Below are 15,462 nucleotides of genomic sequence, written 5' to 3' on the forward strand. Positions count from 1 at the left end.
AAAATATGTTCCCTAAACCGTTATATGGTTCAGCATAATTTGGTTGAAGTTCAATGGCTTTTTGATAATATTCAATGGCTGCTTCAAGTCGAGATTCTGTAAGTTTTCCTAGCTCTAAAAATATATTCCCTAAACCGTTATATGGTTCAGCATAATTTGGTTGAAGTTCAATGGCTTTTTGATAATATTCAATGGCTGCTTCAAGTTGTTGGCTATCCTTCAGTGCTAGACCAAGATTACTATGAATTTCGGCATTATTTGGATTTAGTTTCACAGCTTTATCAAAGTAGAAAACTGCTTCTTTTGGTTGCCCCTCTAAACCAGCAATAACTCCTAATAAATGTAGCGACTGCCAATTTTGTCGATCTCTTTCTAGGATTTTTTTGCAGATTTTTGCCGCTAATTTTAAATTTCCTTTTTGATAATTCTTTACCGCGGAGTTTAAAAGATTTTCTGATGTCTGATTTTCCATAAGTTGAGCCTAATTACAAAATTTTTAATTCAAATTAGCTAGAGTACGGGAATTAAATTTTTAAATTTGTAGGTATTAGAGATTGTTTGTAAATGAAATATAAAAAGGAGATAGGGAGCACTTAACTGGGAACAGGGAATTGGGAATAAGGTGGAAGAAATCAAGACAACTATTTGTCACTTAAAAATATAGGAATATATGTACCTTTCCACCTCAGTCTTTCTATACAGGCAATTAATAATAATGTTGGCTTAAGTAAATAGGTGTTAAAATTCTCAACTATATAACTAAATGTAAATCTACCTAGCTAATACTAATTTCATCAACCTAGGCTACACTACTTATCTTATAGTGAAATGTGAAATAATTTCCTGAAATTACCGTAGCATCAAAGTTTTAAGCCTATAAAATCTTAACTTGACTTTTAACTTCCGTGAAACGGTATGACTACCCTGACAGAAACTGGAATTAATTTCAAAATCTTAATATAGTCAAGCTTTTCCACATCTATATAGTTAATCAACTATCTACTGGCGTTAATTTTTGGATAATTACCCCGTAGTAAGACCTATAATTTAATACTTAAAACCTTGTATATATTCAAAATATGTGGCAATCTACCCAAGGCATTCCCAATATACCCGATATTACCCATCCCCAAGAACTGATTGAACTTGGCAATCAAATTCTGAAAGTATCTCTCACATTGATTATTCTCATTGGTTTCCTTGGTTTATTTATAGCAATTATAAATTCTTCTTTCCGTCATCAGCAAGAATCAGAAGCAAATATTTTGATTAATGAGTTGGTGTCTAGATATTCGAGTTTACTTAAAAAATTACCACATCTAATTTTAGTTTTAATATTGCTAGTAGGAGGATTTTTTCTTTGTTCAACCCTGAGTAATCGTTACCATAATTGGGAACAAGCAAAAATTGCCAAAATTGCTGCGGGTGTGGCAGGCAATCGCCTCGAACAAATAGCTCCAAAAATTCGTTATGTAATTGCAGAACCCTATACATATTATCAGTGGGTTGATAATAAACAGGTTGAAGTTGAAAGTACGAGAAATGTAGATAAATATTTGAATATAAATGCTTCAAAAATTCAGGTAAATATTAACCAAGCTAAAGACGTTCAAAATCTCAAAGCTGTTTATGTTGTAGATTTTTCCGCAGAATATCAAGTTACTAACCAACTTCAAGATATTCAAGAATTTTTCTTTGATATTCGTCCTCCCTATAGTTATTCTTTACTCCAAAACTTTCGCGTCGAACAAAACAATAAAAGATTAATTCCTACCAACCCTGGAAATTATACTTTTCCTTTCAGTTTATCCCCTGGAGAAACTGTCAATTTCAAAGTAAATTATCAAGCTCAAGGCGGACCACGTTGGATTTATAATGCCAATAATCAACTATTATCAAATTTCCAATTAATAGCATTAGCAAACTTTCCCAAAGCAGACTTTGCAAGTGGTATTGTTCCTACCGAAACTATGGAATCAAATTCAGGTCGAAAGTTTACTTGGGTATTTGATGATAATGTTTCTGTCAAAAATCCTTTTGGAGTTTTTACTGCCACAGACTCAGTAAAAAATACAGGCATTTTACCTCGCCTATTAATATTAGCTCCCCTATTATTTTTATGGTGGTTAATTCTCTTATATTTTTCCCTACCTTTGAATTTACGAGATGTGGCAATATTAGGCGGGATTTTCTTTGCTTGTTTATTGACTTTAACTTACTGTAGTCGCTTTATTAACAATTTCCAAACCAATTTCGCCCGATGCTGCTCTGAATCTTGCAAAAGTAATCTCTAAACTTTCTCCACTAGACATCTCCTAAAATAGTCAAACACTGACTCTAACTATCTTTTAGTCAGCGATGTAGCTGCCGCTAGGCTCCGCCAACGCCACTCCCTTAAGATAGTTAATTTTTACGGTAAAATCAGTATTATAGATACTTACTATTAAAAACCATCCTAGTAATTAACCATGAAAGTTAACTGATTTATCTGGATATTAAGCACGAATTACTACTACAAAATCAATCCACCTATTCATAATCTAACAAGACCACAAATAGTCATTATTATTGGCGTATATTTATCAAAATTTAGCCTAAATCTTTCTTGGGCTACTCGTGCAGATTTTTAGCAATCTAATTAAATGTTGTCAGATGTCTCAAATAAGTTAAAGTTAAAATGATTTGCTCTGATGGTGATAATAATGGTGATCTACCTCCACCTGATGCAATAATTCTTACCTTTTTTTTTGATGCTAACTCCTGCCGTCCTTCGTATAGTTTTATTGCTTGTTTTAATAATTTTTCTAGTTGTTCATAATTGATTCCCAATAAACGTTGTGCTTCTTGAGGATGACTGTGAATATGTTCTAATATACTGAATCATAATTTCTAGACCAAAATTAAGATTTTTATTGTTATATCACGATTTATTTATTTTTCGGAGTGGTCTACTGCTAGGAAACTTAATTGAGTTTAACATAACTGATTTTTTAAATGCTCAGAATTAATTTCATAAATTTGGGAAATGGAAAAATTAATACCCTCCTTTTCCTGATACTATTTTTGAAGGTAAAGTAACTCCTATTCCTGGATTTGAAATTTTGAAATTAAGACTTGGTTTCCTCTAGCTACAGAAATAACTACTCGTTTTAAAGATAGTCAAAACTATTTTCAATATGACAATATATATGTTCTTTTGCTCCCTTGGCTTCCTAGTAATTTGATATATAGAAAACCCTATATTTTAGAACTTTGTATAGTCTCTGCTAGGTCTGTAGGAGAAACTCGTGACAGCCATTATCATAACTCGCCAGACTATCTAGTTTTAAAACCAGAAGATACTCAAAAACGGACACAAAATTTACAACAAACTAACACTAATGGTTACAAATGACATAGTAATAATTCTCAATTTAAAGCAGCTCAAGAAATTGTAAAAATTTCGGGAAATCAAGGTAAATATTATCAACCTACAAAAGAGTATCAACAATTATTGCGACAGCTAATTAATCTTTTTCCATATAGATTAGATACTAATTTTACCAAAATAGATAGGATAGTTCACTATGAAATAGAGAAGTTTAAAGAAAAAATAGTAGAAATTGACTTTATATTCAACTGTTGCGCAACAGTTGATGAATTATTCAATCATAAAAGTATAATTAATTTAACTCAAGCAAAAATCCTGGGGCAGTTGTTGTTTCCCTAGAATTTCTAGGGCTAAAAAGGAAATAGGGAAAGTTGACAAGGACTAAACGAAAGACGATGTTGAGGTGACACCCCGTAATTTACTATTCCTTGTTTATGCTTTTTAGTACCATAACCCTTGTTATTAGTCAAATCATAAACAGGATATTTTTTCGCCAAACGCATAATCAAAGTATCACGCCAAACCTTAGCCACAATACTCGCAGCAGCGATCGCCAAACACTTACTATCCCCCTTAACAATAGTCCGTTGAGGTATAAATAAATCTCTAATTTCTTGATTTCCATCAACTAGAACCAAATCAGGCTTAGGTTTCAGCTTCATAACAGCCCGCTTCATCGCCAATAAAGAAGCTTGTAGAATATTCAAGCGGTCAATCTCCCGAACAGAAGCCATACCAATCTTACAATCCAAAGCCGCTGCCAAAATTTGAGTCGCCAAGTTACACCGACGCTTTTCTGTCAACCTTTTACTATCTTTCACCCCACTACTAGCCAAATGCTCTAAAACCTCCTCTGGCAAAATTACTGCTGCTGCCACCACTGGTCCAAATAATGCCCCACGCCCCACTTCATCCACACCAGCAGTTGGAAGTGAGGATGGATAATCAATCAACTCAGGAGAATTCATCATTACCATTTTAAAAAGTTTGCCACAAATTATTAGCAATCAGGAGTCAAGAGTCAGAATTGATAATGGTTGGTCTGACACTATAGACGTTGATTATTTGTTTTTTTGTCTATTGCTTGCTATTTCAGTTTCTTGGTGAGAAAAGTGAATATTGGTTTTTAGTCCAATAAATATCAAAATTAAGACTTACCTATTCCTCATGACTCTTGACAAAAGCCTAACTATTTGTAGCAAACATTTATCAGGCTTGGTATAACTGCCAAATCTCAAAATTAAATTGTTACCCTTAGGGGATAAGTAATTAGAGCAACTACAAAGCCGACATCATCGGAAAATTTTCCGCTTATTCTTCTGTAACTGCGGAAGAACGACGGCGACGGCGACGAATTGGCCCTGAATCATCAGAGTCATTGCTATCTGAGTTTAGATCGACATCTGAATCACCCAACTCTGACTCGTAGTTATCATTTTCCTCATCACCATCAAAATCATCAGCTTCCCCCAAAGACGCCGATGAATCAAACGTATCTAATTCCCGCTCGTCATCTTCTTCTTCGTAATCTACTACAGATTCAACTTCTAGATCTTCTTCCTTTTCTACCATTGTTTTTTTCAAATTACCCTCCCCAGGTTTCTTAATAGAGATAATTACTGACTTGGGATTTTTTACCGTTCCTTCCTCTACAAGTGTTAATGGAGAAATACCCATCAAAGCATACACATCCTGCTCATCAGATGTCATTTCTACCGTTACTATCTCTGGAGGTTCAGTCACAGGTCTAATTATCTCTCTTCCCGAACGTCGATTAGGACTTGTAAGTGGATACCCTTCTGAAAGGATAGGATATTCCATTCCCGATCCTAATTCTCTTTCCTGTAATTCCAAAGCCTCATCCTGCATAGTTTCACCCACTCCTACCCGACGGCGACGACGGCGACGGGTAGATTCCTGATAACTAGGATGATTCAACAATTCTAAATCTGAGCCATTATTAGCAGGTTCAACTTCTTGATATCTCTGTGTTACCTCCCAAGATTGGTTTTGGGCAGCACTAACCAAAGTTGGAGGAGGAACACTCACAGGTCTCGCTGGTTCCTCAACATCTGGAGTCCGAGTAACTACAGGCAAATTAACTTCCCCGATAGAAGCCTCCGACTCACCTGGTAAATGAACTAAATGTCCTAATCCATTACAGGTAGGACAAGTACGACCAAACAGTTCATATATATTTTGACCTTGACGTTTACGAGTCAACTCAACTAAGCCCAATTCTGACAACTGAGCTATCTGAGGTCTAGCTTTGTCAGCTCTGAGAACTTGATTAAAATGTTCAAGAACCTGCAACTGGTCTCGCCGTGAGTCCATATCAATAAAGTCAACAATAATAACCCCCGCAATATTACGCAAACGTAGTTGACGGGCTATTTCCGTAGCTGCCTCACAATTTGTCCAAAGTACCGTTTCCCGTGCTGTAGCAGAGCGTGTAAAAGAACCGGAGTTGACATCTATGACAGTTAGTGCCTCAGTAGGTTGGATAATAATATAACCTCCAGAAGGCAGGTCTACCCTTGGTCTGAGAGCCTCTCTAATTGCTGCATTAACTCGGAAGTATTCTAGGACAGGAATCCGATCGCTATGATGGTCAATCAAAACTTGTAATGGTTTACCCCCACTCCAGTTCAGCAAATGTTGCTTGACTCGCTTCACTCCCTCACTAGAGTCCACTACAATCCGATTTACATCGGTACTATACATATCTCGTAGTACCCGTTGAATAAAATCATTATCGCGATTTAGTAGTGCAGGCGCTCTGTTTGAATTAGCTTCGATTTGGATAGTTTCCCACTGTTGCTGCAAAACCTCCAAATCTTCTATAACCGCTTCTTCTTCCATTCCTTCTGCTTCAGTACGGACTAATAACCCCATTCCCGCTGGTTTGATTAAAATTGCCAGAGCTCTGAGGCGACTTCGTTCACTTTCAGAACGAATACGTCGGGATAAATTTACACCCCGTCCATAAGGCATTAGGACTAAATAACGGCCTGGTAGAGTTACATTTCCTGTTAAACGTGGCCCTTTTGTCCCAGTCGGTTCTTTCATCACTTGCACTAGGACTTTTTGTTGCGGTGTAAGTAGTTCTGTAATCGCACCAGAGGAGCGCTTCAATCGTAATGGCCCTAAATCACTAACATGAATAAATCCATTACGTTCAGGATCTCCAATATTCACAAAAGCTGCATCTATTCCAGGTAATACGTTTTCTACAATTCCTAGATATATATCACTAACTTGATGGCTGCCTTTAGCAACTACAAGCTCTTGTATTTGGTCTTCAGAAAATACAGCAGCGATTCTTTGCTGCTCGGCGATAATTATTTGCTTTGGCATTCAATTTCCTCCTGTACAGGCTTGCTAATCAAGCCCCTACTTGAATAAAAATGTGGCGTTGTCAATTAAGTCACCCTTAGTGTTATGTAGGTTACTCCTAATGTTGGATGTTAACTGCTTTGCTGTGTGAACTTTAAATTTCTGTTTTTTGGATAATACTTGGTCTGGTGTTGAGTTTTTTCCGTTTCAGTTCACCCTTACCAAGGTGAATATTCCCATCAACTTGTACAGACCTGGTTACTGAGCAACTACTAAAATTATCAACAACAAAACTAATCCAAGCTTTTTTACAAATCTTGATATTTGGCATCAATTCTAAGTTTTTAGAATGATATGCTCCTTTCCGTTCCAGAATGCTCCGCAAACAGGAATTTATAACTAGAGCAATTAATATAATTTATCATCAGGGTAACATTCTCTCAATTTTATAAGTCCTCACCCTTAAGGGCAAAGTTTAAATTGTCAGTTTTAATTCCCATCTGATTATTTATAATTTTCATACCTTTCTTGCTGCTATAAAACTTTAGCATTCAGGCTAATTAACATCTAGTTTCAGTTTTCATTAAATTAATCTATCAATGATTCACTGTATAATTTGCAGACAGTCTAATTTTAGCATTGTTTTAGTTGAAATTCTCTGACTAACTTTTTCATTCATAATATGCAACGCAATCAATAAATAAACGGACAATTTCTGTGATGACTCTGTACTGGAATTAATCAATTTATTAGGGACAATCCCCAATTATCTGCACTACAACTTTAGAGTTTTTTTTGTCAAAGCTTAATTTATTAAATCCATATCAATATCAAATCATACACATTGTTACTGAAAAATTGGGTTTAAAGCCTCCCCCTAAAAGGGGACTTTGTGCTACACTTAAAAAAACTCGAAAGGTATTCAACCGCTCTAAAAATCTAGCTACTAATCGTAACGCACTACCACATTCAAAACTAGAGCTATAGGGTTTTGCATAGGAACACTTATCCATGGAAAAGATCTAAGCAATAAGTACCAGAAAACCAAAGTTTTTTTAGGTTTTAACTGTACCCTAGGGCATAAAAAAACAAGCTCTTGGAATAGAGCAAACCCTTGGGGAGATAATCATCTCTGGATTAAATATCGCAAAGTAATTAATTTAAGTAGACTCTACGGAACTAAGCATCCTAATTTTAGGAGAATATCCGCCCCTTGAGGTCAGAGACCATATTAAACAAAGCTAATTTTCTTGCTTTTAATAAAGTAAATTTTTAGTCTTCAGACTTTGAAATTAATAGCGCTTCAAGCATTATTTTGTCGTTCAAGCAATCCTGAAAAAGCCTATTAACTCAAACTATAAGATTATCTCTACCCATAATTTTAGCATAGACACCCTCGTAGATTTTGGAATAGCAAGCCATAATACCTTATGCAAAAAAGATTGTTACAAATAAACTAATTAATTGTAGTAGCCAATAAGTCCTAGGTAAATCTTAATTTTATCACTATGTCTGAATCAAACTTCTCAGACTCTCAAATCCTGGACCATTATTTATAACATTATTTTACCTACTTGCCATAACAAGCTATAAGTTATATTTATTGACTTACAAGGCCATCATCCACCTTGAGCATGATTCTATGTAATATTGGCCTTGTATAAATCCTGTAATATTTCATATTGGCGATCGCCGAAAAATAAGCCTACTAAAATAACACAGCTCAAACAGTAAATTAGGAAAAATCCTTAATCTTTTGTCAACCAAGGCTTTCCCGAATATAAATTATACCACTTTAGTTGTATAACCTCCCTAAAAACAGAGCATTTCCTTGCTCAAAACTGTTTCAGCTTTAATTACTTAGATTATACCTTCTGCTTTTTTCAACTAGAGTCATCTTTTCAATTTCCACACTGATAAAACCGAAACTTCTTAATAGATTTTCCTGAAATTTTTATTACCCCAAGAACAACTTTTGCCGATGAGTATGCAGCAATTCAAATTCTAACTTGCTGACTTCTTCCAGCATATAAATTATATTTTGTGGTCTTAGTAAAGTCCCATCATTCTGATAGCTTCCTACATAACGAATAATACCATCAGTTTCATAATTCCAATTTGACTCATAAGACCTTGTAGGGAAGTTGCATCCAACGCCCGTAAAGTAATAATTTAAAGCTGTTGAATACTCTAAAAACTCCAACTCAAATAAGCGATCGCGCAAGTTAACAACCTTTACCTTACCCGACTTTGTTTTTTGTTCCCAAAGAATTGATTCCCTATTTTTAATTGCCTCTATCCATTCTTGCAAATTTAGAGTAGAACAGTCATTGCCTTCAAATTCTCTTATATTCTCACAGTCTTTTATTAAATCTTTTGCAGAGTCATTAATTTTTCTGACCCTCAAAATATACTCTGATCTTTCCAATATCTGAGATAAAGAAGGACTCTTAACTTCTACTTCTTCTACCTTATATATAGGTATACCAACTGGCAATTGATTCTCCAGTTTATTCTGAAATATTATCACATCCATTACTTCTGTCAACTCAAAATCCACTACTTCCCCTGTACTTGTTACTCCTAGAGATAAAGCACTAGCTGGAATAATCCGTGGACTTGGATGATATCCCCCGGTAAAGGCAATAGGTATATTACTCCGGCGAACAGCACGAGCGAATAACCTAGCTAAATCTAAATGACTAACCAAAGCCATTTCTCCTAACTTCCCAAACCAGACTCGCAGACGTTGTACCCGATTTTGATTAGGCACAAACTGACCGACAAATTCTGGAATTGGTGGTGGTGGAATAACAATATTATGACCCAAATCCGGACCACAAACACCACAATGGGAACAAGCTGCAAAAGAACAGTCAGGAACAATTGCTTCTGCCAAAGCTTTCTGCAAATCTTCTTTGAGCCAATTTTTATCAATTCCCGTATCTATATGATCCCAAGGTAAAGGTTGGTCAAGTAGGGAATTGATTTTCTCTTTACATATATCACGATGATTTTCTGTATTTTCAAATACATTCCACTCACCATTCTCTACCTGACGGTACTTCCAACTCAAATCTGACTCTGAAATAGCATCACTCCAAGCAGTAAAAGCTCTATCTAAACTTTCCCACCAAGAGTCCATTCCAGCGCCCTTTTCCCAAGCACGCCGAATTACAGATGCCAAACGGCGATCGCCTCTACCCAAAAAATCCTCCATTGCTGAGAGACGGACATCTGTATAATTTGCCTTTACACCTTTCATTCTCCGAAATTCTGTCTTTAGTAATTCTTGCTTACGTTGAAATTCAGCAACAGAAACAGAATGCCATTGAAAAGGAGTGTGAGGCTTGGGGGTAAAATTAGAAATCGTCAAAGTAACCTGTAGCTTTTTCCGACCTTTAGCTCTACATTCTTGCTGCAACCAATTAACAGTTTCCGCAATACCCAACACATCAGCATCAGTTTCCCCAGGCAAACCAATCATAAAATAGAGCTTAACCTTATCCCAACCTTGGTCATAAGCCGTTTTTACCCCCCGCAAAAGTTCCTCGTTTGTCAATCCCTTATTCACAATGTCCCGCATTCGTTGGGTACCTGCTTCTGGGGCAAATGTCAAACTACTTTGGCGAGTACCACCAATAATATTGGCAATATTTTCATCAAATCTATCTACTCTCTGACTTGGTAGAGATAGAGAAATATTTTCATCCTTAAAACGGTTTCTAATTTCAGTTCCCACTGCTGGTAAAGCCAGATAATCAGAACAACTCAAGGAAAGTAAAGAAAACTCATTATGTCCCGTTGCACTTATACCTTTTTCAATAGTATCCACTATCTGTTCTGGTTCCACATCTCGTGCTGGTCGAGTTAACATACCTGGTTGACAAAAGCGACAACCTCTGGTACAACCGCGTCGCACTTCTATTACCAATCGGTCATGGACTGTTTCTACATAAGGAACTAAACCTATAGAATAAGCTGGCATAGGAGTTGCGACTCGACGCAATATTCTTTTTGGCACATCATCACGAATAGGGAAAACCGAGCCATCTTCAGCCATGCTATAAAATTGTGGCACATAAACACCGGGAACTTGGACTAAATCCAACAGTAATTCTTCTCTAGTTAACCCATCCCTCTTCCCCTCTTGAACTATTAGTCCTATTTCTGGAAGTAATTCTTCTCCATCCCCTAAAGCAATAAAGTCAAAAAAGTCTGCATAAGGTTCGGGGTTTGAAGTTGCTGTTTGACCCCCGGCGAAGATTAAGGGGAAGGAGGAGTGTAGTGAGTACAACTTCTGACTTCTGACTTCTGATTTCTGACTTCGTTTAAGTCGTTCTTTCCAAGTCAACGGAATACCAGCTAAACTTAGCATTTCTAGAATGTTTGTTGCTCCTAGTTCATAACTGAGACTAAAGCCTAGAATATCAAAGTCAGTGAGCGATCGCCTTGATTCTACAGCAAATAGGGTCGTATCTGTGGCCCGCAATTTTTGTGCTAAATCTGGAGCTGGTAAATATGCGCGATCGCATAATTGCTGTGGCTGAGAATTTAAGATATTGTAAAGAATTATATGTCCTAGATTAGAAGCTCCTACTTCATAAACTTCTGGGTAGGTCAACACCCAGCGAACTTGAGAGCTGTCCCAAGGTTTATGAAAAGCACCAAACTCATTACCAAGATAACGAGCAGGTTTGTGGATATCGGGTGTAAGTAAATTCTCTACTGCTACTGCCACTATTACTACTTAAGGTGTATTTTATGGTTAGATATATTTCAAGATAGCACCAAAAACTTATGGTGTGGAACTATAACTCAAAGATTTCACTTATTATGGCCTCAGGGTCTCAATGATGAATATCACTTTCTCATATAGTATTGGATCACCTATCAGGGTAAATATCTAGCAGAGAATTTAACTATGTAGAGTTTTTATTTAGATTAGCCATGGAACCAAACTGTGTGATTCGGAAACTCGTATCTAAAGCTCTCTATTTTCGGCAATTAACCCCTGAAATCGAAAATCAAATCAACTCTGAGTTGACACGACTTGGGTATATTTCCGATGTAGATTATGAAGCATTAGAGTTATTAATGGAGGAAATGGATGCAGGGCGAATTCAGCTCGTTCCTACTATGTAAATAATCTCAATTTTTTGTAGTTTAAAATTTCCTAATGTGGAAAAATATTTTGACAGCAAAAATAATCTTTTTTTGGCATATCAGTTATTAGAAAAGCAATATTTAGCAGGGCTATAAAATAAAATAAAATAAAACATGAACTGAGATAGATATAATTCTAAGTTGCTAAGTTAAGTTTTGCGGTGGAGATAAAGAAGTAATGATAAGCAGTAAGGAATAGGAAAGACTGGAATCACTGAATAGTTCTGATACTAAATTAGGTACTTTTGTCAAATCCCCTCTGGTCTTTCAGCATAAGTGCTTTATACCCTCTGCCTTACTCCCGTTATCAAGATACTATCGTTAGCTGATTTTAGTATAATATCCTTTTTCCTTTTTCCTTGCCTTTTTCCTTTTTCCTTGTTCCTTGTTCCTTACTATTTTAGGACTACCAATTTCTCTATGTAGAGCTAGTTTGACGATCTTGTTTTTCAGGGTGTATATTCAATAATTGATAATTGATAATTGATAATTGATAATTGATAATTACCTCTCCCTAAAACGGATTGGATTGACGCTCCGCGTGAAAATTTTTCTTGTTTCTCCTTTAAAGGAGAGCCTTTAAACCTTAATTATTTAGTAATTTTCAAACTGTTTAGTATGGAAAGGTGCAGTTTAATATTAATTTTTTCTCTATTCCCTATTCTCTATTCCCTAAAGTCCTAAAATTTTTTACCTCATCAACTCCAAAACTGCTGCAATTGTATATCTGATGCTCAAGTTAAGTAAGTAGGCAAAATTATTTTTATATCTACTGCTCAAGTATATACAGCATATTTTTTGTTCCATGTTTCCTACTGACAAATTTTTAATTAATTTGGCAGAGGTACTTAGAACCAATTAGAACCAACAAAAATTCACTTACATTGTTGTTTCCAGAACCTGCTCTCTAAAATACCTAAAAATAATTAATTGCATAATTCTATTATCTGTGAATGCCGAGAAAAGAGAGGAAAAATCTGCTACATACATCGCTCCACTGAACATCTTAGTAGCATAAGGACGATAAAGTTGTGTAAAAACTTGGGATTAGTATCCTGCGGAATGCTTACCAAACATTTCACTTTCTCAGACTCATAATAAACTACTCATAAATTTTCCCACTTAATCTACTTGAACAAAATCTAGAACAGAAAATTTGACTGCTCATAACTTTTGTCTTACATATTTTTACTTTTGACTCAAAAACTTCCCTGACTACTTTTCAAGATAAACTTTCCTATATGTACATTAATCAGTTCAGGAGTTAATAAAAGTTATCATGCAGCTTGCCAAAAGGCTAGAAAAAATACCACCTTATCTCTTTACTGAAATTGACCGTAAACGGAATGAATTATTAGAAAGAGGAGTTGACATTATCAATTTGGGGGTAGGAGATCCAGATCAACCTACACCAAATCATATTGTTCAGGCAATGCATGAGGCAATTCAAGACTCAAGAAATCACCATTATCCCCCCTACAAAGGTATAAAAGAATATAGACAAGCCGCAGCAGCTTGGATGAAACGTAGGTTTGCCATTGAAGATTTAAACCCAGAAACAGAAGTAATTTCCTCAATAGGTTCTAAAGAGTCAATTCACAATACTTTTTTAGCCTTTGTAGACCCAGGGGACTATACTCTAATTCCTGACCCTGGTTATCCAGTTTATCGAACCTCAACAATCTTTGCTGAGGGTCAACCTTATCCAATGCAACTTAGGCCGGAAAATGGATTTTTACCAAATTTAAAGACTATTCCTCAAGAAGTAGCTGAAAAAGCTAAATTATTGTGGATTAACTATCCTAATAATCCTACAGGTGCCACAGCTAGTTTAGAGTTTTTTCAAGAATTAGTAGACTTTTGTGGGCATTATGACATATTACTATGTCACGATAATGCTTATTCTGAAATGGCTTATGATGGCTATAAACCTCCTAGTATATTACAAATTCCTGGTGCAAAAGATGTAGCAATTGAATTTCATAGTTTATCTAAATCTTACAATATGACAGGATGGCGGATTGGTTTTGTCGTAGGAAATAGTTTGGGAATTAAGGGATTAAGCCAAGTTAAATCTAATGTAGATTCTGGAGTATTTAAAGCAATTCAAAAAGCAGCGATCGCTGCTTTTTATACTACTCAAGAAGACTTGCAAAGTTTAGTAGCGGTTTACCAAAAACGAAGAGATATTCTCATCAAAGGTTTGCAATCTTTAGGTTTTCCGATTAAACCAACTTTAGCAAGTCTATATGTATGGGTTCCAGTTCCTCAAAATTATACATCTCAAGAATTTGTCACTCTTTTACTAGAAAAATGTGGTATTATCGTACCTCCTGGAAATGGATATGGTGCATCTGGAGAAGGTTTTTTTCGCATTACATTAACAGTAGAAGAAGAACGGATTTATGAAGCATTACAAAGAATCAAAGATGCAGGTATTACTTATGTATAAATAGGGAACAGGGAATAGGGAATAGGGAATAGAAAAAAAATTTAGCTCATTGATATAAGAACTCCTTGATCAATTTTACTCTGATGAGAGTTTAACATTACTAATGTTATGTCCTACATTCCGTGTTCAAAAAGTAGTACAAAACGATCAAGGAGCCTAATTAGGGCTTGCTTATGGAAGTCTTTTGGTAAGGGTAGGAGTTAGGAGTCAGAAGTCGTAGTGGCAAATGGCCATTCGCCACTACAGAATAGATGGGAATTATAGAGGAGGTAGTCGGAATAATTGTAAGAGTGATTTTTCTACCCTTGTCTGCCCAAAATCCTAACTTTTTGGTAGCTCAAGCTAAAAAAGTTGCACTTTTTTTCGATCCTTAAACGCTGAAGCTTTAGAATCTCAATGCTTTTAGATTTAATCAGCAAACCCTAATTAACCTAATTTACGGAGTATAAATACTTAGGGAGATAGGAAATTGTTTTCTACTTTAGTATGTTACAAATTGTCATGGGGAATGTAGGATATATAGTCGTTGCTTTTAGATTTAATCAGCAAATCCTATTAACCTAATTTGCGGAGTATAAATACTTAGGGAGATAGGAAATTGTTTTCTACTTTAGTATGTTACAAATTGTCATGGGGAATGTAGGATATATAGTCGTTGCTTTTAGATTTAGACAAGCTTTTCTTGGTATGAAAGGATTTCAGCCGAAAAAGTGTTTCATTCTTAAGTTAAATAACTATATTTGTGAGAAATATACTTCAAATTGATACCATAATAATTCTATTGTAGTTATTTATAAAATTAACTAAAAAAACAACAGCTTCTTTAGTATAAGAGGCAGAAGTTTTGAATGTGCAGCAGTTACTTCAGATTAAATTAGAGATATTTATCGAAAACGGTGGGGAGTTGAATTCTCATTGAAATTTTTAAAGATGCACCTAAAACTAGATAGATAGATTAATTACCAAAAATGTCAATGGTATTAGCATACAAATAATTTCTAGTTTCATCGCTTACCTAATTTTACCGAATTATTAATTATTAATAATTGATAATTAAATAATTCATGCCTTGAAGCCTCCCCTTGGATAGGGGAAAAAGCGGTCGTTTGCGGAGCATTCCGAAGGATGGGATGGCGAG

The 15,462-nt window shown here is 35.6% G+C and carries 10 protein-coding genes and 1 pseudogene; 5 read left to right on the top strand and 6 right to left on the bottom strand.

Going from position 1 to position 15,462, the window contains the following annotated elements:
* Positions 1 to 472, bottom strand: a 472-nt coding sequence (locus ACP6PM_RS24535) for a tetratricopeptide repeat protein (RefSeq protein ID WP_426589288.1), incomplete at its 3' end; no start/stop codon positions are given.
* A 607-nt stretch (positions 473 to 1,079) separates the two neighbouring features.
* Here ACP6PM_RS24535 and ACP6PM_RS24540 point away from each other — a divergent pair.
* The gene (locus ACP6PM_RS24540; protein ID WP_426589290.1) at positions 1,080 to 2,294 is read left to right on the top strand and encodes a hypothetical protein; all 1,215 of its coding nucleotides are present in this window, start codon (positions 1,080 to 1,082) and stop codon (positions 2,292 to 2,294) included.
* Between the two features lie 340 nt (positions 2,295 to 2,634).
* Here the strand turns inward: ACP6PM_RS24540 and ACP6PM_RS24545 are convergent, their stop codons facing one another.
* Positions 2,635 to 2,829 carry a hypothetical protein gene (locus ACP6PM_RS24545; protein WP_426589292.1) on the bottom strand — a complete coding sequence of 65 codons (195 nt, stop codon included), beginning with the start codon at positions 2,827 to 2,829 and terminating at the stop codon, positions 2,635 to 2,637.
* Positions 2,830 to 3,220: 391 nt separating this feature from the next.
* Between ACP6PM_RS24545 and ACP6PM_RS24550 the strand changes: the two genes are divergently transcribed.
* Positions 3,221 to 3,394: a hypothetical protein gene (locus ACP6PM_RS24550; RefSeq protein ID WP_426589293.1), complete on the top strand. Its 174-nt coding sequence runs from the start codon at positions 3,221 to 3,223 to the stop codon at positions 3,392 to 3,394.
* A 326-nt stretch (positions 3,395 to 3,720) separates the two neighbouring features.
* On the opposite strand, the gene ACP6PM_RS24555 is transcribed toward ACP6PM_RS24550, so the two are convergent.
* From ACP6PM_RS24555 to ACP6PM_RS24570, 4 genes are all read right to left on the bottom strand, one after another.
* Entirely contained in the window at positions 3,721 to 4,341 is a 621-nt protein-coding gene (locus ACP6PM_RS24555; RefSeq protein WP_426589295.1) for a ribonuclease HII, read from the bottom strand.
* 340 nt (positions 4,342 to 4,681) lie between these two features.
* Positions 4,682 to 6,727, bottom strand: coding sequence for a ribonuclease E (gene rne, locus ACP6PM_RS24560; protein ID WP_426589297.1), 2,046 nt, complete (start codon positions 6,725 to 6,727; stop codon positions 4,682 to 4,684).
* A 133-nt stretch (positions 6,728 to 6,860) separates the two neighbouring features.
* Positions 6,861 to 7,037, bottom strand: coding sequence for a hypothetical protein (locus ACP6PM_RS24565; RefSeq protein WP_426589299.1), 177 nt, complete (start codon positions 7,035 to 7,037; stop codon positions 6,861 to 6,863).
* A gap of 1,626 nt (positions 7,038 to 8,663) precedes the next feature.
* Positions 8,664 to 11,447, bottom strand: a complete 2,784-nt coding sequence (locus ACP6PM_RS24570) for a TIGR03960 family B12-binding radical SAM protein (RefSeq protein ID WP_426589301.1) — start codon at positions 11,445 to 11,447, stop codon at positions 8,664 to 8,666.
* Positions 11,448 to 11,656: 209 nt separating this feature from the next.
* Between ACP6PM_RS24570 and ACP6PM_RS24575 the strand changes: the two genes are divergently transcribed.
* The 3 genes and pseudogenes from ACP6PM_RS24575 to ACP6PM_RS24585 form a co-directional block, all read left to right on the top strand.
* The gene (locus ACP6PM_RS24575; protein WP_293104450.1) at positions 11,657 to 11,851 is read left to right on the top strand and encodes a hypothetical protein; all 195 of its coding nucleotides are present in this window, start codon (positions 11,657 to 11,659) and stop codon (positions 11,849 to 11,851) included.
* A 1,300-nt stretch (positions 11,852 to 13,151) separates the two neighbouring features.
* Positions 13,152 to 14,324, top strand: coding sequence for a pyridoxal phosphate-dependent aminotransferase (locus tag ACP6PM_RS24580; protein ID WP_426589303.1), 1,173 nt, complete (start codon positions 13,152 to 13,154; stop codon positions 14,322 to 14,324).
* Positions 14,325 to 15,197: 873 nt separating this feature from the next.
* Positions 15,198 to 15,348 (top strand): annotated as a pseudogene (locus ACP6PM_RS24585) (transposase); the annotation flags it as partial.
* Positions 15,349 to 15,462: the final 114 nt, after the last annotated feature.

Origin of the sequence: Dapis brunnea BLCC-M229, assembly GCF_050015995.1 — a bacterium.
GTDB lineage: Bacteria > Cyanobacteriota > Cyanobacteriia > Cyanobacteriales > Microcoleaceae > Trichodesmium.